Raw genomic sequence first — 22,273 nt, forward strand, 5'->3', positions numbered from 1 at the left:
GGAGCCGTTGGACGTGGAGCGTGCGTACTGGCTCGGGTTCATTTACGCAGACGGTTCAGTCGTCTTCAAACCGCGCTGGGCACTCAGAGTTCACCTTGCCGCCAAGGACGAATCCCACCTTTCCACGCTTCATGCGCAAATTGGCGGACGACTGAGTTGGACCAAGAGTGGGCTGAGGAGCCTGATGGCTTGCTCCCGCAAACTTTGTCTCTCTCTTGGCCGACTTGGAGTGGTGCCGCGCAAGACGTATGTACCTCGCGCTCCACCCAATCTCGTTGGACAGGAGCGCCAGGCATTTCTCCGTGGCCTCTTTGACGGCAACGGCTGCCTTCACGTCACCAAGCGTGGCTACCTCCAAGCCGCCTACTGCGGCCATCCCGCAACGGTCTATTGGCTTGTGGAGCAGCTCGGAATCGACACCAACGGCACGCCTCGTCAGCGAGGCGGTGCGGCCTACGCTCAATGGACTTCCGAGAGGCGCGCCATCGGCATTGTGCAGCTTCTTTATGGAGCCCCCGGACCAAGACTTGAGCGTAAGGCGCTTATCGCCCAACGATATCTTTGAAAGCGAGCATTCCGGTGCTGCCTCACAACACCGACTACACCACCAGAGACTATGATGCTCTGCGCGCACGCCTCGTGGCGCTCGTGAAGAGCGTCTTCCCGGACTGGACGGACTTCGACGTCGCGAGCTTCGGCAACGTCCTACTGGAAATGTACGCCTTCGTCGGCGACGTCCTCGGCTTCTACCAGGACAACCTCGCCCGTGAGTCGCGCCTCTCCTCCGCCACCCAGCGCCGCAACGTCATCGCCCTGGCGCGCATGCTGGGCTACCGGCTTCACGGCGCGCAGGCGGCCATGGCCGAGGTGGAACTGCGCCTGGCCCTGCCTCCCGCCGCCGCCGTCACCTTCCCCGCCGGCACCGTCGTCCGCACCCAGGAGGTGACAGAGGCCGTCCGCTTCCAGCTCCTCTCGTCCGCCACTATTCCGGCTGGCACCACCCCGCCGCGCGTCGTCGCTGTGGTGGAGCACTCGAAGACGCACACCCAACTCCTCGACGCCCGCGGCCTCGCCGACTTCGAGGCGCGACTGGACTTCGGCCCGTACCTCGACGGCTCCTCCCGGGTGTCCACTGCCCAGGGCGCCTTCACGGAGGTGGACACCTTTCTCAACTCGCGCGCCTCCGACGCCCACTTCCTCGTCAGTGTGGATCAGAGCGACAGGGCCACCATCCGCTTCGGCAACGGCATCAGCGGACTTCCGCCCGCTGGCACCGTGGCGGTGGTGTACAAGACGGGTGGCGGCGCCGCCGGCAACGTGGACGCGGGGCGACTTGTCGTCATGGAGGGCAGCTTCCGGGACGCTCACGGCCACGCGGTACAGGTGTCCACCCATAACCCAGCCCCCGCCTCGGGTGGCGCGGACAGGCAGACGGTGGCCTCCGCGAAGCTGCTCGCCCCCGAGAGTCTCCGGGCCCTGACGCGCACGGTGTCTCGCGAGGACTTCGAAATCAACGCCCGGCGCCTGCCCGGCGTGGCCCGCGCCCTCATGCTGACGTCCAACGAGGACGCCAGCATTCCGGAGAACGCCGGCATCCTTTACGTGGTGCCCCAGGGTGGCGGAGTGCCCACGCCCGCGCTCAAGGCTCAGGTGCTGCGCCAGGTGACGGAAGTCTACCCCTGCACCCTCACCTTCCAGGTGTCCGTCCAGGAGCCGGTGTACCGGCGCGTGGACGTCGCCGCGCGCCTCTTCCTACGCCAGGGCGCTTCGGCCCAGGACGTCGCCTCGCGCGTCCGCCAGGCGCTCGCCGCCTACTTCCGCGTCAGCGAGCCGGATGGCACACCCAATCCGCGCATCGACTTCGGCTTCAATTACCGGGACGCCCAGGACCTCCCCTCCGGCGAGGTGGCCTGGTCGGACGTCTTCAACGTCATTCGCGATGTGCCCGGAGTGCGGAAGCTGGGGGACGCGCGAATGGACCTGACGCTCAACGGGTTGCCCGCGGATGTGCGGCTGACGGTGCGCGAGCTGCCGGTGCTGGGCAGCGTCACGCTCCAGGACGGGGACACCAGAGGGTTGCTCTGACATGGCCCTCCTGAATCCCAGCTTCGAGGACGCGGGCGCCCGGCCCGGCGAGGCTGCTCACTGGACGCTGACGGCGGGGACGCGCCTCGAAGTCCTGGCGGGCTTCGGCGTGCCGGAGGAGGCGTGTGAGGACTTCGAGCGCTGGTACGTGTGGCGCGCCGCCCTCTCCGACGTCCCTGTGGCCCTCGCCTTCTTCTCCGGCCTGCGCGAGGGCTTCGAGGCGTTCTCTCGGGGCTGGGACAACGACGGCTTCCTCTTCGAGCTGCCGCCCGCGCTGCTCGTCCCGCACCGCTTCGAGGGGAACATCGTCGAGACTTGGGGCCAAGGGCCCTTCCTCACGGACTGGGTGGACGCAGCTTCCGTGGAGGGCCTCTTCAGCGACTCACCGCGGGAGGACTTCGAGCAGCGCTGGCACACCAACGAGGCCTACGCCTGGCGCTGGGAGGACGTGACGGCGCGCGGGGCCCTCTTCAACACCACGCAGCCCACCGAGGACTTCGACACCGGGTGGCCTCTGGCCGCCACGCAGTGAGGACACCATGGCACTCGCAGACTGGACCTACCTCAACGGCGGACTGGACATCGCCACCGTGGACAGGGGCGTGACGGCGGGCATCGCCCGTCCCCCGGGCGGCGGCAACTTCCTCTTCGCCTTCAACTCGTTGTCGGCCGCCCAGGGCGCCGTCGCACTCTTCGCCAACCTCCCCGACTTCGCCCCCATGGCCAAGGGAGGCAGCATCCACGGTTGCATCCAGCGAGGGCCCGGTGGCGGCCCCACCGGCTTCGCACCCTTCCTCTTCCTGTGCAGCCAGGGCACCTCCGTCAACGACTCCGCCTACCTCCTCGGCCTCTCCGACGACGAGCCGCATCGGGTGGTGCTGCGCAAGGGCGCGGTGGCCACGGGCCTGCCTGACGCGGACGGGCCCGGTGTCCTGCTGAAGTCGTCGGCCAGCTTCACACAGGGCACCTGGCTGCACCTGCGGCTGGACGTCATCGTCAACGCCAACGGCGACGTCGTCCTCAAGGCCCTCCAGAATGACTTGGCCGCGCATCCGCTCGGCACGCCCCCTGACTGGCAGCCCGTGCAGGGCATGGCCGACTTCATCGACGACGCCCTCGGCATCAACTCCGGCAGCCAGCCCCTCACCTCCGGCCGTGGCGGCTTCGGCTTCGCGGTGCGGGACGTCACCCGCCGGGCCTACTTCGACTCGCTCGAGCTCTCCCGGCAGGTGTGAAGCCATGGCCGTCACCGCATTCACCAATCGCCTGGGCTTGGGCCAGGGACGCATCCGGCCCCAGCGTGCCGCCCCTGCCTCAGGCGAGTACCTCTTCGTGCTGGGAGACGAGGAGTCTGGGCGCCGCTTCGAGCTGGCTCCCGGAGACTGGGCCGAGGTGACACAAGCCGTGGACGTCACCGGAGTGGACCTGGTCCGCGCCGCCTTGCGCCTCCGTGTGCCGCCATGTGTCCCGGCGGGCCTGGCCTGGGAAGCGTCCCTCGTCGTGGACGGGATGAAGTACGCCCGCTGCCTCGGACGCCCCGGCCGCGAGCGCCTCGTCACGGACATGGCCGCCAACGTCTCGAAGCTCGCCGGCGTTCACACGGTGGGCATCCGCCTGGAGCTCGTCTCCCCGTGAGGAAGCCCCATGGCCACGGTTGAGCTGCCCACCCTCTACGCCGACACCGTCTCCCTCTTCGCCGAGACGCGACGCCCCCTCCTCCTCAACCGCGCTCCGGGCCCGGGGGAGGTGGACGTCCATGTCGACTCCGTGCTGGAGCTGGAGCTGGCGGACGTCGGCGCGGACGGCATTGCCCGGGCGGCCACGCGCGTCTGGGTGGACAGCTTCCTTGCCTTCGAGGGCGGGGCCAGCGTCGAGGTGCAACCCGCCTTCGCGGGGCCGCTGGCGGAGGTGAGGCAGACGGCGGACACCCTGCGTGTGGTGCTCCACCCGGCGGTGCCGCTGGTCAGCCAGGCCACCGTCTCCGTCCGCGTCGTCTCGGCCACGGCCGGCGGCGCGCACCTCCTCGACGAGACGTACACATTCAGCGTGGAGGACAGGACAGCGCCCCGTCTCGTGGGTGCGCAGGCCCTGGCGGCAAAGTCGGTGCGCCTCGCCTTCGACGAAGCTGTGCGGGTGCCACCCACGGCGCGCTTCACTTTCACACCTCGCGGCGCTCCCGCAGTCCCGGTAGCCGCCCTTGAGGCCGCAGCGGACGGCTCCCTTGTCCAACTCGTTCTCGACACGGAGCTGACGCCGGACGTGGTGTACGAGGTATTCGTTCAGGGGGTGACGGACGCCCACGGCAACCTGGTGCTCGCCCCCTACCACCGCGCCACCTTCGCGGGCTTTCGTCCGGCCAGGCCGCCCTCCCGGAGCTTCCAGCTCTGGGACATGCTGCCCCGGCACAACCGCCGCGACGATGTGACGGGCGACCTGCACCGCTTCATCTCCTGCCTCCAGGAAGTGACGGACTTGCTCCTCGCGGACTTGGACGCGTTCCCCGACGTCTTCGACCTGGAGCGCGCGCCGGAGGCCTTCCTGGACGCCATACTCCAGGACTTGGGCAACCCCTTCGCCTTCGAGCTGGACGTCCTTGGGCGGCGCCGCCTGGCCAGCATCCTCGTGGACATGTACCAGCAGAAGGGCACCGCGCTGGGCCTGCGCAACGCCATCCGCTTCTTCCTCGGCATCGAGGTGCGGGCCGTCTCCCCCTTCGCGTCGGACACCCTTGTACTGGGCGAGTCCGAGCTGGGCGTGGACTGGGTGCTGGGCCCCTCGGAGCGATTCTCACGCTACGCCTTCAACGTCGAGGTGGAGCGCCTCCTCTCTCCGGCGGAGCGGCAGCGCCTGCGCACCCTCGTCGACTACCTCAAGCCCGCCCACACCCACTTCGTGGACTTGGTGGAGCCCCTCCCTCCCGTCGTCCCTGAGCACTGGGAGCTGGGCCTCAGCGAGTTGGGCGAGACGAGCGACTTGCATTGAGCCATGCGTGCGGTCGAAATGGCTGGAGATGGATGACTTCGAGCGCTGGTTCCGTAATCACTTCGGCACGACCGCCCCGGTTGGCTACTGCCTCCGCGCTGACCATCACGAGCGGTGGGTGAGGCTCCACTCGCTTCCCGAGTCGAAGCGCTACGCGGAGGACGCATCTGAGCGGGCAGAGGTAAGGCGCCGGGCGTGGGCAGCGGCCTCCGAGGTCCTTCCAACCGGTAGCCCCGTCTGGTTGGTCGTTCCCACCTTCGAACCAGAACACCAGGGACTCCAGAGCCTGTCCTTGGCCTTTGAGGACGCAGGCCGCTACGAGCACGAGCTGTTCGAGGAGCCCCTCGAGGCTCGCGTCGCGCGGACGACCTGGCCCCACACTGGGTTCGACCAGCTCATCGATGAAGTCGCTGCCGACGCTCTCCGCGCGGTTTGGTTTTCGATGACCAGCGGTGAGGTCTTCGCGCCCTACGACGGTGGCATCGACCTCATCGTAGAGAGCGCGAGACGCGCGGGAACGTTGCGCAAGGTGTTCCCGCCGGATTGGTTCTCGAAGCGCACTGACGGCTTCTGACTCGATTTTCGCCATTCTGCCTCGTCGCTCAGGCAACGTGCGCCAGCGGCGAGCGAGCTGAGCGAGACATCGACGCTGCACTGAGCGCCCTGCTGGATGTCCCCGATTTCTCGCGCCGTGCCTTTGCCTTCCTCTGGAGGGCCCAGGCATGAGCAACCGGCTGGATTTTTTCTTCAGGCAGCGTGTCAGCGAGGCCGAGTTGGATTTGGCCTTCGCGCAGTTGGAGCAGGCGGACAGAAACCTCGCCTCGGACTTGGGCGTCCACGGCGTCATCTCCGGGGCAGTGCCCGCGCCGCATGCCCCCGTGCCCAACCTCACCGTCGACTTGACGGCCGCGGGACGCGCCTACGACAACCTCGGCCAGCGCATCTTCTTCGGCACCGGGCAGACGGTGGACTGCGCGGTGGACATGTCGGGCATCCCCACCGACGTCTCCACCTCCGGCAGCGAGCGGTGGGTGGGTATCTTCCTGCGCTTCACGCGCCTGCTGTCCGAGCCGCGCACGGACGGCAACTCCCAGCAGGTGTACTTCCGGCGCGACGAGTCCTTCGAGTTGGTGGTGCGCCAGGCGCCGGAGGCCCCCGTCGGCCAGGCGCCCAAGCCCGCCCTCCAGCCCGACGAGCTGTTGCTGTGCGACGTCCGGCGCCAGCCTGGGCAGACGCAGATTCTCGCTGCGGACTTGGACACCTCTCGCCGCCAGGCCTTCATCTTCGCGAGGGGCACCTCTGTGGCCGTGGAGAGCGGCGCCTGGGACGTCCTGAGTCCCGGCGCGGACACGGTGCAGGCGACACTGGACGCGGTGGACGCCGAGTTGGCCGGCCACTTCTCCGGCACCGCCCGGAGGCACGAGGCCCGTGCCGTGGACTACGTGCCGCACGGTTTCGTCGCTGGCACGACGGTGCAAGCCGCCATGGACGAAGTCGTCGACAAGCTCTCCTCGGCTGTCTCCGGCACACCCGGCGCCTCCCGTGTGGGCGCGGACGCGGTACCTGGCACGCCCCACCTCCTGCCGGCGGGCACTGTGGACGCGCAGCTCTCCTCGCTGCTGGGCTTCCTCAACACCCACCAGGGCGCGGCCACCGGGGCCCACCACGCCAGCGCCATTGGCGCCACGCCCCACGGCTACGTCAGCGGCACCAGCGTGCAGGCCCAGCTTCAGGAAGTCGTCACCCGCCTCGGAGAGACAACGGCCAACAGCCCCGGCTCCTCTCGTGTCGGAGGAGACGCACTGGCCGGGACGCCCCACGCCCTCCCCGCCAGCAGCATGCGGCAGCAGGTCGCCGCGCTGCTGGGCTTCCTCAATGGGCACGTCACCCAGTCCGCTGGCGCTCACGCGGCCTCCGCCGTGTCTGTCGCGGACGCGGGCAACCTGCTGACGGCGGGCACCGTCGAGGCGGCCCTCGCGGAAGTCCTCTCGGCCTTTAGCGGCGGGCACTTCCGCGGCAACGAGGCGGCGGCAGGCCAGCACAAGGCCATCCTCCAGCCCGTCCTCGGCGCCGGCCGCATCCTTCTCCTCGACGCCCAAGGCGCGGGAGGCGTCGCCGCGCGGCTGCGCCTCTACGCCGACAGCGACTCGGTGTGGTTCACCCTCAACGCCGCATGGAGTGGGAGCGCCTGGGCCCGGGACACCACCGGCGCTGCTGCCGCCGGGTTCCGCCTCTCGCGCAACGAGGCCGAGTTCCTCCATGACGCCAGTCTCACCGCCAGCTTCGCCTCCTGGACGCGCACGTTGCGGCTCCCGCTGAGCAGCACAGTCAGCAACACCTCCTTCGAGCTGGCGGGCAGCGTGCGCGAGGTGGGCCGGCTCGGCCTCCAGTACAGCAACAGCGACACCGCCGCGCACGACAACCTGTCCGGGGGCGGCTCGGTGACGTTCCGCAGCCGCTTTCCCACCGCGCCCTCCTCCATCACCCTCAGCCCCTACGCAGTCCCCGGAGGCTTCGTCGGCAATCCCACCGTCATGGTGCCGGACAGGGACGGCTTCGCCTTCTACACCCACCAAACCCTCCAAGGCCTCGCCTCGACGTACTGGTTCGGCGCGTACACCGCCGTCGCGTGAGGACTCCACCCATGGCCCTTCACGAAATCACTAACGAGGACGTGCTTCAGCGCTGTGCCCAGTGCGGCAGCGGCAATCGCCTCTCCCTTGGCACCCTGGAGGTGGGCGTCGCTCGTCGGGAGGACGTGGACGACGGCCTCATCCAGCTTCCGCCGTGCCCCGCCTGCCGCTCCACCGAGTTCCTCATCCGTGCATCCGAGGACGAGCCGCTGCACCCAGCGACAGGCAGCTTCGGGCACCTTCACCAACTGCTCGTCGGCCACCTCCACGCGGAGCTCGTCCAGCGCGGGCGCCTGCACACCGCCCTCACGGCCAAGGGGGGACGCGCCAGCAAGGTGGTGCTGCGCCCCCTGTCCCAAGAGGCTCGCGCGCGCTGGTTCCCCCAGGGGCTCCGAATTGCGGTGCCTCCCGACGAGCCGCACCGCGCCCCGGAAGAGTCCAGTCGATAAACATACACCGCCAGCAAAGCCCCCTGTTCCCGGGGCATCGCGAAGCCCTCGCCACCGGCTTGCTATCCCATCGAGAGAGAGCGTGTATGTCTTCACGCGCCGCCCACCGCGCGCCAGGAAGACACGCATGTTCATTGGCACCGACACCACCTACCTCGGCAACGAAATCCCCGGCCTCCAGGGACAAAGAGTCCGCATCTTCGGCGTATTGCGCGGCGGCCTCCGCCCCGACGCGGACCCGGACGCGGACGACTACTATGTGAACAGCGACGAGAAGCTGGCGCGCCTCGGGGGCGTCACGGCAGAGGACTGCATCGACGCGGCCCTCATTCTCCCGGACGGCACGACGCCCTTCGTGCATGTCGACCCGCGCGCCATCGACTTGGCGTGCTTCGCGCACCTTCGAGAATAGCGACGGCAGCGACTTGCATTGAAGCGAAAGCAGAGCGTGTATGCATTCACGCGCACGCAACACCGCGGGCCGAAAGGGAGGAAAACATGAAGACTTCCAAGCCCCCCACCAAATCCAATGGCAGCACCAAACGCCCCGCTTCCGAATCCCTCGAAACGCGCCTTGAGTGCATTGCACGCAGACATACGAGTTTCGAGACGCTCGAGACCCGATTCGGCGGCATCGACTTCAAGGAAGTCTCCGTGTGGGGACTGAAAGCCGCCCTCGAAGAGGCGTACCAACTCGGGAAGGCCGACGGCAGCAAGCCTCTCGGGGCGTAGCACCACCCCCATAGAAACCTCAGCCCCGCCGACGCGGGGCACCACCCGCATGAGGACTTCCGGACCGCCTCATGGACGGCAGACGTGTACCCACGGCCCGCCAAGGAAACAACCGCCATGCCCCGTAACGCCGCACCGAAAAAGCTGGAGTCCCTGAGTCTGACGGAGCTGCGCGCCCGCTACCGCGAAGTGGTGGGCGAAGAGACGCGCAGCCCCAACAAGAAGTACCTCATCCGCCGCATCGAGGAGTGCCTCGCCGTGAAGAAGCAGCGCAGCCCCGCTCGCCGAGGGGCTGCCACCGCGCCCAGCGCGCCACCTCCGACGCCCCCTGCCCGGGCCACGCCCTCGTCAGAGGAGACCACGCCCCCCTCCCGCCAGCGCGGGCGCTTCGGCACCATGTCGCTGCAGGAGCTGCAGGCGGAGTACCGCAAGGTTGTCGGTCGCCCCACAGGCAGCAGCAACGTCTCCTACCTCCAGTGGAAGATTCGGGAGGCAGAGGCCGGGCGTGTTTCGGTGGGCCCGCGCCCCGAGAGAGAAGTGAAGGTGCGGGAGGACGGCAAGCGCGTCATCCCCCTCTCTTTCGACGCCGAGGCCCTGGAGGCCTTGGACAAGGCATGGCGCGATGCGGGCCTGCCGAGCCGGACGCGCTTCTTCCGGCAGGCGGTGCACCATGAACTCACGGCCATGGGCGCCACCGAGGCTGCCGCGCTCTTCGCTCCGGAAGAGGCGTGAGGAACCGTGGCCACCAGGACATCGAGGAGGGCGAGCAGGAGATGAACCGCGCAGAGCAAGGCGCAGCGAGCAACGAATAGGACGCCCCAGCAATCCCCCTCCACCTCACAGGAACACCCACCATGAGCGCCTCGGCCATTCCTTTTCACGTCTTCCCAGTCAAGGTGATTGATTTCAGCGACGCCAGGATGAGTCTGGCCCTCACCCAGAACCAAGCCGGCACGGCCCAGCCGCAACTGGACATCCTCCTTCCGGCCGGCGCCACCCACCGGCAGTTACGCGCGCTGCTTCATGCCTTCTCGGCCAACCTCGAGCTGAACACCCCGGCCAACGAGCGGTGGCTCATTCACAACGACTGCTGCGTGGGGCCGAACCATGGCCGCATCTACCTGGAGCTGGCCGAAGGCGACGAGGCGGAGGCCCTGCGCGGGATGCTGCTCCTCGACACCCTGAGGGGCTGAAGCGGGGGAAGAGCCCCTGCGCCGGGGCACTTCGCGGCCACTGGCCAGCCCGAATCACACACACTGGAAATCGCCTGCAAGAGCCCTCGTGAACCCCGCGAATTCTCGCGCCGATTTCAGACGCCAGAATTCGCACCCACGCCGACCGAAGTGGACTTGCCTCATTCGCACACAAGAGCGTGTATGTGTTTCGCGACGGAGGCCACACCGCCCCGCGCAAACGCGAGAGGCGAACTCCCATGAAGACGCTCCGATTTGGCATTGAAATTGAGACGGTGGGCGCCAGCCGCCAGAAGCTGGCCCACGCCATTCGGGACGCGGTGGGCGGACACGTCTCCGACGACTTACGGGGCTGGCAGGTGACGGACTCCCAGGGCCGCGCATGGAAGGTGGTGCCGGACGCCTCGCTGAGCGGAGGCGACTGCAACAACGGCGAAATCGTCTCCCCCATCCTCACCTACCAGGACATGGAGACGCTGCAAGCGGTGGTGCGCGCCGTCCGCGACGCAGGTGCCCGCGCGGATGCCTCCACCGGCATCCACATTCACGTCGACGGCAGCCGCTTCGACGCCAAGGGCGTCACCAACCTGGTGAAGATGGTGCATAAGCAGGAGCGCCTCCTGGAGACAGCCCTCGGGGTGAGCGCCACGCGGCTGGCCCGGTACTGCAAGCCCATCGACGCGGCCTTCCTCCAGCGCCTGGAGGCTCGACGCCCCCGCACCCTGCAGGACGTCAACGCGGCTTGGTACGGGCGCCGCAACCCCACGCCCCTGCGCTACGACTCCAGCCGCTACCACGGCCTCAACCTCAACAGCCTCTTCTTCCGGGGCACGATTGAATTCCGCTACTTCAACGGCACGGTGCATGCCGGCGAGGTGAAGGCCTACGTCCAACTGGTGCTGGCCCTCGCCGCCCGCGCCCTGGCCTCCAAGGCCGCCTCCAGCAAGCGCCGCGACTTCAACCCCGCCACCGCCAAGTACGACTTCCGGGTGTTCCTCCTCCACCTGGGGCTGATTGGTGAAGAGTTCAAGACGGCCCGCCTCCACCTCCTCAAGCGGCTGGAGGGCAGCGCCGCCTGGAAGGGCCAGCGCCGCGACCGGGCCAACGCGGGCGGCAGCGGGACGCCCGGCAGCGAGGGCCCGCTGGGCGGCACGGGCGGGGCCTCCCAGGGCAACCCCCATGAGGCCCTGGCAGCCTGACGTGGCCCTCACGCCGGGGGCCTTGAAGGCCCCTGGCGCCCCACCACGCGGGCCACAGGCCCGCCCTCCGTATTGGGAGACACCCCATGCTCTACTTCGCCTACGGCTCCAACCTCGACAGGGAACAGATGCGCGCCCGTTGCCCCACCGCCACCGTCGCAGCCCGCGCCACGCTGCCAGGACATGCGCTGGTATTCGGCGGCTACAGCCGCCGTTGGGGCGGTGCTGTCGCCAGCCTCCAGCGCATGCGCGGCGCCCACGTCGAGGGACTGCTGTACTGCCTCACCCCGGACGACCTCCTCGCCCTCGACGCCTTCGAGGGGCATCCCTTCGCCTACCGCCGCGCCACCCGGCTGGTGACGGACAGCGCCGGCCACCGTCGCCGAGCCCTGCTGTACCTCCAGCCCAAGGAGGATTTCGAAGTCTGGCCGCCGGCTGCCCGCTACTTTCGGGTCCTCTGGCACGCCTACGGACGCCTGGGCTTCAACCGCGCTGCGCTCGCCAGTGCGCTCGGAGGTGCCGCATGACGGCATCTTCCGCCGCCCCCACACGCGTCTTCGTCTACGGCACGCTCATACGGGGACAACCCAACCACCCGCGCCTTCGCGGAGCGCGTTTCCTGGGGCCGACACTGACGCCGGCCTCATTCAGCCTCTTCGACTACGGCCCGTTCCCTGCCCTCGCCGCGGGTGGCCAAACCACCGTCGTGGGCGAAGTGTACGAAGTCGACGCTCTCACGCTGGCCGCGCTCGACAGGCTCGAGGGCCACCCGCACTTCTACGAGCGCACGTCCATTGCGCTCGACGGCTTCGGCCGCGTCGAGGCATACCTGTTTCCAGAGGCGCGCCTGGTGGGCCGCCCCCTCATCGCCTCCGGCTGCTGGCGCACACACCTGGTGAAGGAGAAGAAGCCGTGATGATCATCATGCGAGACGGCCGTGTCTTCCAGGGCACGGCGGTCCAAATCGTGAAGGGCATGCAGGACATCGCCTTCGGCGTGGAGCGCCTCTCGTTGCCTGAGTACGTCGACTGGGTGGTGGCAAACGCCCTGCGCGTCGAGTCCATCGCGCTGCGCGTGCATGGCGAAACCAACGAGGCGAAGGCCGCCTCGCTCGTGGACGAGATGGTCCGCGAGGGACTGGCGACGCGAGGGTGACATGACTGGCAGCGCCCAGCCCATTCTCATCGAGGGTTACACCGTTGAGGAGGTGCTCCGCCTGACGGAGCAGGAGCTTGCCGCCTTCGCGCTGACGGGCGAGCCCGTCGTCATCCGCATCGGCTCCGCGGAGCTGCTCGGCTCCTTCCGGCTTCAGCCCGACACGTTCTTCGTGGAGTTGGCCCACATCGACAGCGGCGGGGAGGGCATCCTCCCCACCTTCTGGCGTCTGGTGCGCCGCTTCGCCCAGGAGAGGGGCATTGGCCGCATCGAGTGGGTCGTCCACGCGGTACGGTGTGCCCGCCCCAACCTCAAGCTCCGGCGAGTCCTCGTAAGACGCGGGTTCGTCGTCCGAACGCTGCCCGGCATCGGCGAGGCCTACCACCTCGTCGACATGCTCCCGGGCCGCAGCGCCCCTGCCTCACAGGCCCAGCGGTAGGCCTCCACACGCCTCGAGTTCCTCGACCAACGCAAGGGCCGCGCGCGCCGAATTCCGCCAGCACCGCCGCCTCCGCGTCGCCATACTCCCGCTTCGCCAGGGCCAGCAGCATCCGGCACTCCGGACTGCCGTCCGCCATCGCCCGCGCAAGCTGCAACCCCATCTCCGCCCGTCCCAGTCGCTCCGAGAGCGCCCGCCGCCTCTCCATGTCCATGAAGGACCCGCGGAGCAGAGACCGTGCCAGTAGGCTCGGCGCTCCCCGTCGCTTCGGGAGTTGCGACGTTCGTCGCCACGGGCTGAACTGCCTCCCTTCATGGGCACGACTGCCGACGTCCAACACTTTCTGCGCACGGGTGAGCACGACGCGCACTGCCGAGCTTGGCCCGGCGACCGCATTGAGCGGGAGCGACGCGCGCATGAAGAGCTCCGGCAGGCGCTCGTCGAGGAGGTGCAGCGACGAACAGCGACGCTCCCCGCCGACGAGCGACTCCGGGGCCTCGACATCGTCGCGCTCACCCGGCGGAAGGTGGAGCCCATGGTGCGCGGCCTCTTCCCCGCCTTGGAACAGGGCGCCGTCCTCTCCCTTCTGGAGAAGTCCGTCGTCATCCTCACGCCGGCCAACATTGCCCAAGTTTTGCGGGAGTCCTCCTGGCTGAGCACGGCCTGGGACTTGGCCAACCTGTACCTCCTCAGCGCCGGTGCCGAGTTGCTGGGGCCCGAGGCGCCCCAGCTCCTGGGCCTCAGCGAGGGCACCACGTGCTACGTCTCCCTCTCCTACTTCGACGAGGAGACCCCCTTCGCCGACTACCTCGTGCATGAGGCGGCCCACGTTTTTCACAACTGCAAGCGACACACGGTGGGCCTGCCCGAGACACGCCGGCGTGAGTGGCTCCTCGACATCGACTACCGGAAGCGCGAGACGTTCGCCTACGCCTGCGAGGCGTACAGCCGCATCCTCGAAACCGGCAGCAACCGCCAGGCACGCATGACGCTCGCCGACGACTTCGCGGCCTGCGCGGCGCCGTCCGATGAGCGTGTCTCGGTGAGCGAGGTGGTGGAGATCGTCCGGGAAGCCGCGGCAGCGCGGAATGGGTGGAAGCACATCCTCATGCGGTGCAGCCCGAAGGCACGGAAGGTCACACGTCCACCCGAGATGAATGGGGCACCAGCATCCCAGCTTCGCGGTCAACAAGGGGCGGCGGGCGACACGCCTTGAATTCTCTGATTCGCTGAGGACTCCGCCGCCTAGCCTACGAGAGTGAGCGGCCGTTCTTCGGACCGCGCGCGCGCCACGGCCGCCGCCCAGTGCTGGGGCTGCGAGAGCTGCGTACGGCGACAGCACCATTGAAGCGCCAACGCCCTGGGACCTCAGTGATCACCTATCGGCCCCTCCGCCCCCGTCCCGGGGCACGGTCACACCCAAGCAATCCGGATTACGTCTCCGCAACCACGCACGCTTGCGCATGTCCTACTTCCGCGTCCCCGGCGCTACACCAGCGAGACACCTCGGGGGGGTGACCGCACCATTCTCCGGGATGTGCTTTCCTTCCCCACGACGCTCACCTAGTACTTCGACCGAACGGGGTTCACGCCTTGGAGGCAATCGGGATGACGCAGCGTCAAATCAACACCCTGGCTGTACGCAAGCTGCTTCCTTGGCGCAAGAGGTTCCTCATGCTTTTTGGTGGACGAAAGCCGGACCCACTCACGGCCAGAAACTGGCGAAATCCCGCTATCGCACTCCTGTTCGCGTACTTCCCTATTCAATGGATTGCATCCTGGCTCGGAGGCAATGCCCCCACATACGCCATGGGAATCCTCTATCTCTCAGCCTGCCTGTTTGCTGTCGCAGCAGCACTGGAAACAGTCGCACTCCTAAAAACCAATCTCGCAAAACTCATCAGCCCAACCCTCGTAAGTATCGGGGTGCTCATCGTAGGAGGAATCGCCACCATCGTCGCCCGCAGCGAAGTGAACGAGCTCGTCAGAACTGATCCATCCGCACTTCCGTACGCCGTAAGTGCACTGACTGGGACGCTGCTACCCAGCATCTGGCTCACTCTCGTTGGCGCCACCCTCGGCCTTGGAGGAATTCTCTCCATTTCATTTGCCACCTGGTTGCAAATCCTGGAGCGTTCAGGGCTTCTCACAACAGCCCTGTTGATCCGCAACAGCACCACCTTCCGGATTCTGTTCGCTCGCTCAAGAAGCAAATGGACCGCACCTTCCTCGTCGACGGTAAGTGCCAGGGGATTTGGCCTGGTCTTCCTAGGAATAGCAACTCTTTGGCTAGGCATCTTTGCCGGCGGCGCATGGCGAAAGCCGCTACTGAAACCGCTCATAGTCTGGTCCCAGTATTCCCAGTTCAGCCAATGCATAAACCACAAGAGCGGCGAGCTCGTAGCATTCCTCTCAGAGAGTCGCATTAGCGTCGCAATAGAGGACGAGACAGGTGACATCACCTTCAGCTCCCGTCCATGCGAATTGCCTTCGACGACCGGCACACCATCAGGCCAATCCGCACAATTGAACTAATACGATTCGATTACGCCCCAGTGCTGCGACTCTCCGAAAGGGGGAATCCTCCTCGGAGAGTTCCCGCCCCTCTGTGACACTAGAACCTACTCGACATTGTCGATAATCGTGTTCCCTGGGGCCAAAAAAGTTCCAGCGTTGCCGCTCCCGATGTGCAGCAAGCGTCGTAGCTCAGAGGGGTCTGGACGCATGCTGCTGGAGCCGTGCCGAACAAAGTACTCATTCTGGGCCGAGGCGTAGGGGGGCTGATCGCCGGCCTTCACGTCAACGACGATTACTGGACGCCCATCTTTGTCATGCACCTTGAGCCTGTAGCTAGGAAATGGCTTAACATTGGCCCTAAACAATTGCTCAAGACGATCCGTCACCGATTTCAATTGAATATCCACACCATCATCCGCGCGCTTGGTCGCCTTCTTCAACTCCGACAACCCCTGAGGATTTCCATTGTCGTCAACACCGACATAGAGGCGCCCACCTTTCGAGTTAGAGAACGCCACAATCGTCTTGACCAATTCCGCCTCTTTTTGTTGATCCTTAGCATCCACGAACGGCTTATACTCAACAAGCTCGTTCTCTCCTGACTTCAACTCCATCAGGATCCGCTCTTCCTCGGATACACTGACTGCAGACGTGGCGAGCTTGGCTTCGGAGCGATGCACACTACGCTCCGCCAGGACGTCCCCAGACTCATCGACAACGAAAATTTTGGCCGACTCCACTTCTTCAGGAATTTCCAACCGAAGCATAGGCGCAGCACGGACAATATCGTATCGCCTTGTCCTGCTCCCCACATAGAGCACTTGAACTTCGTAAGACTGCTCAGGCACATTCACTTCGAGTTCGATCTCCAAGAACGCATCCCGCCACTCTGCATTCCTGATTCGAATTCGCGCATCCGGAAGGATGGTGATTAGCTCCCATAAAAACTGACTACTCTCCCCCTTCCACGCATCTCTGTCATCAAAGAGCCACTCTCGCAAAGCATGTGCTCCACTTAGAAAAGGCCGCATGCCGCGCGCGATGATGGGCTCACTTGGGAGAGCATCCTCGCCAACGAACTCTACTCGCGCCAACCTCGACCGAATGCGCCACTCCCGCCAAACAGACGTGCTCTTAAACCATCGCCCAGTGGGCTCGATGTACGCGTCAGAACTAGTGCCTGAAATTGGAATTGAGCCAAGACTTCCCTGCCCTGCCAAAATCTCCTTCAGTCGTTGAACGGCAACCGACCCTCCGGGTATCCATTCCTCAACCAAAGTCATTTGAGGATTCAAAATTGCCGTCCTGGCCTCAAGCGGCTCGTCCCAGAACATGACCTTTCCACTAATCAAGAAGGACCCCTGTTGAGTGTTCCGCAGAACCATGGAGAACAGGGCTCCAGCTGGGTCCCTCGCGCGTTTCAGAAACAAAGCGCCAAGTTTCTGCGCAAGCTCTTCTGGAGTGATTTTAGCCATGAATTCCTCTGGGTGGCACGATGCGGCGTGTCGATAGAACAGCGAATAGCGGTAGTGGTAGACCCAGCACCAGGGCTCACCTCATGGATTCAGCACCAGGGTAGCGGCATCCAAGACTCACCGCACTGGCTAGCGCCGAGTCAAGCGCTGCGACTCTAGCCCGGGTGACCCCTCATCCAATAGAACTACCCGGTCACGTGGACTTATGCGAGAGTCCTGTTCGACTACCGGAATCACGCCTACGCAGTTCGAGAAGCTCGACGAGCTGATGGGCACCTATCCAGAAGCAATAGTCTTCTGGCAGGACCACAGGCGTGACAAGGATGAGTACGTAAAGGGCCTGTGGACGGACGGGGAGTGCATGGGCATTCATTTGCTGGCGGTCCACATATTCGAGGACCGTCCCTACCCCCAACTCGGTCGCCACATCCTAAGCGCGACACTGCCCCACTCTGCAGCGCGTCACTGCGAGGGTCGCGGTAGGGACGGCTCTTCACCCGTGAAGGCTGGAGCCGCCCCCCGCACAGATCCCAGCGGGCGCTGCTAACGCACTGGGCTCTTGCCTCGAGTGGTGACGTCGAAACGCTCTTCTGGCCAGGGATGCTGGATACGGGCTTTCGGAAGCCATCGGTCCACCAGGGCCTTCATCCTCCCCCAGTTCGTCTGGTCACGCTGGCTTCGGCGCCGAAGCGCCTGGTACCAGTGCCGGCCGACCTGGGTTCGGAATCGTCCCATGGCATAGATGTTGGTGGGAACTGCGTGGTACGCGAAGTAGCCACGTACCACCGCGGCAAGCCAGTTCCCCTGCTCCGGGATGGGCAGATGGCGGCGTCGCTGAATTTCCGCTTTCACGTCCTTCAGCTTCGCGTTCATCCGCTTCCGCATCGTGTGCCGCTTCATCAGGTAGAAGCCTGCCTTCGACTTGCCGCAGATGTGAGTAAACCCGAGGTAGTTGAAGGTTTCTGGCTTCCCAAGCCCACGCTCCTTTCGCATCTGGGAGGCGAACCTCCCGAACAGAATGAGGCGCGTCTTCTCTGGATGCAGTTCCAGGGCAAACGTCCGCAACCTCTCGCGGAGGAGCCCCAGGAACTGCTCGGCATCCGAGCGATATTGGAAACCCACGATGAAGTCGTCCGCGTAACGCGTGATGATGACATCACCTCGCGCCCGCGTTCGCCTCCACCGTTGGAACCAAAGGTCGAGGACGTAGTGGAGGTAGATGTTCGCCAGCAGCGGCGACACCGTCGCTCCCTGGGGCGTGCCCTCTTCGCTCGCCCGCCACGTCCCCTTCTCCATCACGCCTGCGCTCAGCCACTTCTGGATGAGTCGCAGGACCCGCCTGTCTGCAATCCGATGCTCGATGAACTTCATCAGCCACTCGTGGTCGATGGCGTCGAAGAACCCACGAATGTCCGCGTCGAGCACCCAGCTCACCCTCCTTCGTCCAAGTCCGGCCGCGAGTGCATCCAGCGACTGATGCTGGCTGCGCCCCGGCCGGAACCCGTACGAGAAGCCAAGGAAGTCCTCTTCGTAGATGGCGTTCATCACCTCGACGACGCTGCGCTGGACAAGTTTGTCTTCCAGAGCCGCGATGCCGAGCGGTCGCTGCCGCCCGTCCGCCTTGGGGATGTACGTTCTGCGCGAGGGTTTCGCCCGGTACGCGCCTCGGTGGAGGCGTGCGTGCAGGTCCCGAAGGTTCTCTTCGAGCGCTGCGCCGTACGTCCCCCACGTCACGCCGTCCACTCCCGGAGCGGCGTTGCGGCGCAGGGCCGCAAACGACGTCCGAAGGCTTTCGAGCGTGACGTGGTGTAGAAGCGCGGAGAACTTCGCCTTCCTGTCCTTCCTTGCAGCTTGACGTACGCGGGCGAGTTCACTGGGCAGGCGTGTCCGGCACTGCGTCCGGGGCCTGTTTTGCTCTCCCGCGTTCCTCTTGGCCAGGCTCCTTCCCTCCACCGTCTCCGCAGCTCGACTGCGAGCGTTGTTCGACGACTTCACCGGTACTACGAGCCTGTCCGACTTCCTCTGCTCATGCGTCATCGGATTGCGGTCTCCGACCTTCCCGATGCGTCCCGCCTCGCCAACTTCGGCGGGCGAGCAGAGGACCTCCCGGTTCTCGTGCATGGAGTTTCAGTGCATGCGTGGGGTCTCCGACTGCGCAGGACCGTCCGCGAGCTCACCCTAGCGCTCGCGTCCGTGGGGCCTTCCGCTTCGGTTAACAGCGTCGGCGTCCTGGAGGTCTGATTTCGCAGCTCAATACCCAGCCTGCACCTGCCCCGGTCAACGCTTCGCCCAGCCCCCTTACGAGGGCCGTCGCATGACTTGGGGTCATCGCGGGTGGTTAGCCCTTCGATGTACGACTCTTTCATTCGCGACTCCATGCCGGTTTATCCCGGCGCACTAACCGACCGACGGCGGGTGTCCTGAGGTGAGCGCGCCTCGCGGGTTGTTGGGTCATGCGACGACCCAATCCGGATGAGTGGCCGAAGTTGGTGGAGGAGTTCGAGGCAAGTGGGCTGCAGCAGAAGGAGTTCGTGGCCAAGCACGACCTGTCCTTGGGCACGCTGCAGTACTGGCTCTACAAGAAGCGCAAGAAGCGGGGCCTCCGGGCGTCTGACTTGGCTGCCGAATCGGTCGCCGCCTTTCTCTGCCTCTGGAGGTTGTAGCGTCGCCCGCGCCGCAGGCGCGGGTGACCTGCCTGGATCCTTCGGACCAAGGTGCTCAGCCGGAGCCCGTGCGGGCGCGCCTCGGCCCCAGGAGACGGGAGGGGCGGCCGCTCCGTCGTCTGGGCGATACGTCGCCGCGACCGCGCGGGGAGAAGGACAGACGGAGTGGGGAGGCCGAGCAATGGCCTCCCCGCGATGCGAATCCCGTGGCCGCACACCCCCTCCCCCAGGCTCTTTCGGGTACCGTGTCTGCATTATTTAAGATATCTTGGCTGGAGCAGGTTGCTCCAGGATGGACAGCTGCCTCATGATCCTGCACCACCCCTGAACTGGCCTCTGGCAGGGGTTGCCATGGAGGACTGGGGGATGCGCGAATGCCTTTGACGAAAGAGATGATGCGGCCAGCGACGGCCATTTTGCTGGGGGCGTCGGTGGCCCTGTCGTGGACTTCGGCGGACGCGGCCAACGAAGGCTGCACCATGCCTGCTTCGAACCAACTCCTTTGCGAACTCCGTTCAGGGACATACACGTTCACCGTCAAGAAAGGCGTGTACGTCAAGCTCCTGAACAACACAGGAACATACCTACAGATCGACCAACTCCAGGGAGCAGGAGCGGACGCTGGGGGATTTGGCGAGTATGGAGCGTGTCTCAATCGTTTTTCGACAGACCAGAACCCAGCGGGCGCGGGCGAGGTAGGCGGAGCGGTCAAGGACTCCGGGCAAACCTATCCCCCCGGCCGGTGGGACAATCCCGCTGAAGCCACAGGGCTCTCGGTTCCACCTGGGTCCACTGTCTATTTGAACTACAACTCCGCCGCTCCGAAATTTACCTACACCGTGACCACCAGGAGGCAGACCACCGGGATCGCGGTCTGGCGGCAGCCCCAGGCGGATCAGACCATCAGTTGTAATGGGGCAAGACAATCGACGAAGTGGGGCGGTTGGAAGAACACTGGAGGTGTTCGCTACCTTCGGGGAGCGCAGATCTACTCGGTGAGTGCCAAGCCAGATCCAACCATGACGGATGATGCATGTCTGTATATTCTCGACATCAACGGGCGCGTGCGTTGGTCCATGTGCGATGGGGTCAACAAGCGCGGACGCATCGCGGTCTCGCCGGTCCAGGCCGTGCAACCCGGGGAAACGGTGGCTGCACAGGCATCCAACACTTGTGCTCCCCCGGCAGTTTGGGATTGGGTCGCTTATATCTACATCTCGAGTTGAGGCACCGTGGCGCGTGAGACTACCGCGGCTCCAGAGTCGTGGACCTGGAGCAGCGAGAAGGCGAAGCGCTGGATGATGACCTGCTGCATCAACTGCGAGGTGAGGCTGACCATCATCTCCTTGAGCTGATGGAGGTGGTCAGTCAAATGGGGATAGCCTCCTGAGCTATCCCCTCATTTGAGGATTCCCCTCGGAGAACGCACGGGCAGCCGAGCCAGCAAGCTCCGAGGGAAAATCGAAAATGAGGGGATGCTTCAGGTCCGTCCCCTCAGGGCTCAACGTGGGAGCCCCTCAAACTCCCCGCCTCAGTCAATCACGTTTATCGGAGCCAGCGCCTGCGGTCCCTCGGTTGCCGCAGGGGGCCATTCCTGGCCGGCATCTGGAGTTCCGCCGTCCGCAGTACCACTATCCGCGGTTCCGCTGCCCCCAACCGCGACTTCTTGGACGGGTTTGGGCTTCGTCTTCGTCTTCCTCCGCTTCTGAGGCACAGCGGTCGCTGAGGGCACGGAATCGACTACCGTGACCGCCGCTCCGACCGGAGCCAGAGAAGGCGGAGCCACCATGGGCGGCTCCCTGGACAATCCCGGTACCGCAAGGCCCACCACAGCCGTCAATGCGACGCCCCCGATGAGAGCGACCTTCCACTGACGCCGGAGCCATGAAGGCGTTTGGGGAGCATCCGACATCCTCCCCTTCGAGTCGGGACGTGTTTCAGGGACGTTGCCCTCGCGCCCAGCATCCTCTCTACGGCGCTGCGCCTGAGCGGGCGCATTCGCTCCTCGAGCAACGCCCTCGTGGACAGGTCGTGCATGCCCCCTCGCTGCAGCATCGTAACCGACCGACGGCGGGCGTCCTGAGTTGAGCGGTCCTCGCGGGTTGTTGGGGCATGCGACGACCCAATCCGGATGAATGGCCGAAGTTGGTGGAAGAGTTCGAGGCAAGTGGGCTGCAGCAGAAGGAGTTCGTGGCCAAGCACGACCTGTCCTTGGGCACGCTGCAGTACTGGCTCTACAAGAAGCGCAAGAAGCGGGGCCTCCGGGCGTCCGACCTGGCTGCCGAATCGGTCGCCGCCTTTCTGCCTTTGGAGGTTGTAGCGTCGCCCGCGCCGCAGGCGCGGGAGAGCTTCTTCGAGGTCGCCACCGTGGGCGGCCTGGTGCTGCGATTCCCGGTGGGCGCGGACGCGGCCTACGTCGCGCGGCTCCTCGTCACCCTCGCGAGTACGAGTACGGCGGCGGGCACCTGATGCTGCTGCGACTTCCTCGGACGGTGCGCATCCTGCTGGCGCGCGAGCCCGTCGACATGCGCAAGAGCATCGATGGCCTCGCGGCCGTCGTGCGCATGGCGTGGCAGGAGGACCTCTACGCCGGCCACCTCTTCGTCTTCGTGTCGCGCCGAGGCGACAGGGTGAAAGTCCTCAGCTGGGACGCGGGTGGCTTCGTGCTGACGTACAAGCGACTGGAGAAGGGCCGCTTCAAGGTGCCGGCCATCCGCGAGGAATTGCTCGGCGCCCAGCTCGATGCCACGC

At 65.8% G+C, this 22,273-nt stretch carries 26 protein-coding genes; 23 read left to right on the top strand and 3 right to left on the bottom strand.

From position 1 onward, the window contains the following. The first annotated feature begins 573 nt into the window (after positions 1-573). From LZ198_RS37285 to LZ198_RS37375, 19 genes are all read left to right on the top strand, one after another. On the top strand, positions 574-2,085 hold the full coding sequence (locus LZ198_RS37285) for a baseplate J/gp47 family protein (RefSeq protein WP_323383296.1): 1,512 nt from the start codon (positions 574-576) through the stop codon (positions 2,083-2,085). Between the two features lies 1 nt (position 2,086). Next, complete coding sequence (locus LZ198_RS37290; RefSeq protein WP_253976908.1) at positions 2,087-2,617, top strand: hypothetical protein; 531 nt, start codon at positions 2,087-2,089, stop codon at positions 2,615-2,617. Between the two features lie 7 nt (positions 2,618-2,624). Beyond that, positions 2,625-3,320, top strand: a complete 696-nt coding sequence (locus LZ198_RS37295) for a hypothetical protein (protein ID WP_253976909.1) — start codon at positions 2,625-2,627, stop codon at positions 3,318-3,320. Positions 3,321-3,324: 4 nt separating this feature from the next. Then, positions 3,325-3,720, top strand: a complete 396-nt coding sequence (locus LZ198_RS37300) for a hypothetical protein (protein WP_253976910.1) — start codon at positions 3,325-3,327, stop codon at positions 3,718-3,720. Positions 3,721-3,729: 9 nt separating this feature from the next. Then, the gene (locus LZ198_RS37305) at positions 3,730-5,067 is read left to right on the top strand and encodes a phage tail protein (protein ID WP_253976911.1); all 1,338 of its coding nucleotides are present in this window, start codon (positions 3,730-3,732) and stop codon (positions 5,065-5,067) included. Between the two features lie 28 nt (positions 5,068-5,095). Continuing rightward, entirely contained in the window at positions 5,096-5,641 is a 546-nt protein-coding gene (locus tag LZ198_RS37310) for a DUF3885 domain-containing protein (RefSeq protein ID WP_253976912.1), read from the top strand. Between the two features lie 148 nt (positions 5,642-5,789). Continuing rightward, positions 5,790-7,700 carry a hypothetical protein gene (locus LZ198_RS37315; protein WP_253976913.1) on the top strand — a complete coding sequence of 637 codons (1,911 nt, stop codon included), beginning with the start codon at positions 5,790-5,792 and terminating at the stop codon, positions 7,698-7,700. A gap of 11 nt (positions 7,701-7,711) precedes the next feature. Then, positions 7,712-8,149 (top strand): hypothetical protein, encoded by a 438-nt coding sequence (locus LZ198_RS37320; protein ID WP_253976914.1) that lies wholly within the window; start codon positions 7,712-7,714, stop codon positions 8,147-8,149. Between the two features lie 127 nt (positions 8,150-8,276). After that, on the top strand, positions 8,277-8,561 hold the full coding sequence (locus LZ198_RS37325; protein WP_253976915.1) for a hypothetical protein: 285 nt from the start codon (positions 8,277-8,279) through the stop codon (positions 8,559-8,561). Positions 8,562-8,647: 86 nt separating this feature from the next. Continuing rightward, complete coding sequence (locus LZ198_RS37330) at positions 8,648-8,881, top strand: DUF6900 domain-containing protein (protein ID WP_253976916.1); 234 nt, start codon at positions 8,648-8,650, stop codon at positions 8,879-8,881. 117 nt (positions 8,882-8,998) lie between these two features. After that, positions 8,999-9,613 (top strand): DUF2924 domain-containing protein, encoded by a 615-nt coding sequence (locus LZ198_RS37335; RefSeq protein WP_253976917.1) that lies wholly within the window; start codon positions 8,999-9,001, stop codon positions 9,611-9,613. A 122-nt stretch (positions 9,614-9,735) separates the two neighbouring features. Beyond that, complete coding sequence (locus LZ198_RS37340) at positions 9,736-10,074, top strand: hypothetical protein (RefSeq protein WP_253976918.1); 339 nt, start codon at positions 9,736-9,738, stop codon at positions 10,072-10,074. Between the two features lie 239 nt (positions 10,075-10,313). Further along, entirely contained in the window at positions 10,314-11,273 is a 960-nt protein-coding gene (locus LZ198_RS37345) for an amidoligase family protein (RefSeq protein WP_253976919.1), read from the top strand. A gap of 86 nt (positions 11,274-11,359) precedes the next feature. Further along, entirely contained in the window at positions 11,360-11,800 is a 441-nt protein-coding gene (locus tag LZ198_RS37350; RefSeq protein WP_253976920.1) for a gamma-glutamylcyclotransferase family protein, read from the top strand. Beyond that, positions 11,797-12,189 carry a gamma-glutamylcyclotransferase family protein gene (locus tag LZ198_RS37355; RefSeq protein WP_253976921.1) on the top strand — a complete coding sequence of 131 codons (393 nt, stop codon included), beginning with the start codon at positions 11,797-11,799 and terminating at the stop codon, positions 12,187-12,189. The genes LZ198_RS37350 and LZ198_RS37355 overlap by 4 nt, the downstream gene beginning before the upstream one ends. 8 nt (positions 12,190-12,197) lie before the next feature. Beyond that, positions 12,198-12,428 (top strand): hypothetical protein, encoded by a 231-nt coding sequence (locus LZ198_RS37360; RefSeq protein WP_253976934.1) that lies wholly within the window; start codon positions 12,198-12,200, stop codon positions 12,426-12,428. Position 12,429: 1 nt separating this feature from the next. Next, positions 12,430-12,867 carry a hypothetical protein gene (locus LZ198_RS37365; RefSeq protein ID WP_253976922.1) on the top strand — a complete coding sequence of 146 codons (438 nt, stop codon included), beginning with the start codon at positions 12,430-12,432 and terminating at the stop codon, positions 12,865-12,867. Between the two features lie 448 nt (positions 12,868-13,315). After that, complete coding sequence (locus tag LZ198_RS37370) at positions 13,316-14,083, top strand: hypothetical protein (protein ID WP_253976923.1); 768 nt, start codon at positions 13,316-13,318, stop codon at positions 14,081-14,083. 392 nt (positions 14,084-14,475) lie between these two features. Further along, positions 14,476-15,402: a hypothetical protein gene (locus LZ198_RS37375; RefSeq protein WP_253976924.1), complete on the top strand. Its 927-nt coding sequence runs from the start codon at positions 14,476-14,478 to the stop codon at positions 15,400-15,402. 86 nt (positions 15,403-15,488) lie between these two features. On the opposite strand, the gene LZ198_RS37380 is transcribed toward LZ198_RS37375, so the two are convergent. Beyond that, a complete protein-coding gene (locus LZ198_RS37380) occupies positions 15,489-16,859 on the bottom strand; it encodes an AlbA family DNA-binding domain-containing protein (RefSeq protein WP_253976925.1) in 1,371 nt (456 codons plus the stop codon). Between the two features lie 543 nt (positions 16,860-17,402). Next, positions 17,403-18,980 carry a group II intron reverse transcriptase/maturase gene (gene ltrA, locus LZ198_RS37385; RefSeq protein WP_407667497.1) on the bottom strand — a complete coding sequence of 526 codons (1,578 nt, stop codon included), beginning with the start codon at positions 18,978-18,980 and terminating at the stop codon, positions 17,403-17,405. A gap of 332 nt (positions 18,981-19,312) precedes the next feature. On the opposite strand from ltrA, the gene tnpA (LZ198_RS37390) reads away from it, so the two are divergent. Both tnpA (LZ198_RS37390) and LZ198_RS37395 read left to right on the top strand, forming a co-directional pair. Beyond that, positions 19,313-19,522, top strand: coding sequence for an IS66 family insertion sequence element accessory protein TnpA (gene tnpA, locus LZ198_RS37390; RefSeq protein ID WP_253976926.1), 210 nt, complete (start codon positions 19,313-19,315; stop codon positions 19,520-19,522). A 374-nt stretch (positions 19,523-19,896) separates the two neighbouring features. Next, positions 19,897-20,748, top strand: coding sequence for a hypothetical protein (locus tag LZ198_RS37395; RefSeq protein ID WP_253976927.1), 852 nt, complete (start codon positions 19,897-19,899; stop codon positions 20,746-20,748). On the opposite strand, the gene LZ198_RS37400 is transcribed toward LZ198_RS37395, so the two are convergent. Then, entirely contained in the window at positions 20,733-20,894 is a 162-nt protein-coding gene (locus LZ198_RS37400; RefSeq protein ID WP_253976928.1) for a hypothetical protein, read from the bottom strand. The genes LZ198_RS37395 and LZ198_RS37400 overlap by 16 nt on opposite strands. 740 nt (positions 20,895-21,634) lie before the next feature. On the opposite strand from LZ198_RS37400, the gene tnpA (LZ198_RS37405) reads away from it, so the two are divergent. Together tnpA (LZ198_RS37405) and tnpB are read left to right on the top strand one after the other, a co-directional pair. Further along, positions 21,635-21,991 (top strand): IS66 family insertion sequence element accessory protein TnpA, encoded by a 357-nt coding sequence (gene tnpA / locus LZ198_RS37405; protein ID WP_253976929.1) that lies wholly within the window; start codon positions 21,635-21,637, stop codon positions 21,989-21,991. Next, the coding region (gene tnpB / locus LZ198_RS37410) for an IS66 family insertion sequence element accessory protein TnpB (protein WP_253976930.1) at positions 21,991-22,273 on the top strand (283 nt) is incomplete at its 3' end. The genes tnpA (LZ198_RS37405) and tnpB, both read left to right, overlap by 1 nt.

Source organism: Myxococcus dinghuensis, assembly GCF_024198235.1.
GTDB classification, from domain to species: Bacteria; Myxococcota; Myxococcia; order Myxococcales; family Myxococcaceae; genus Myxococcus; species Myxococcus dinghuensis.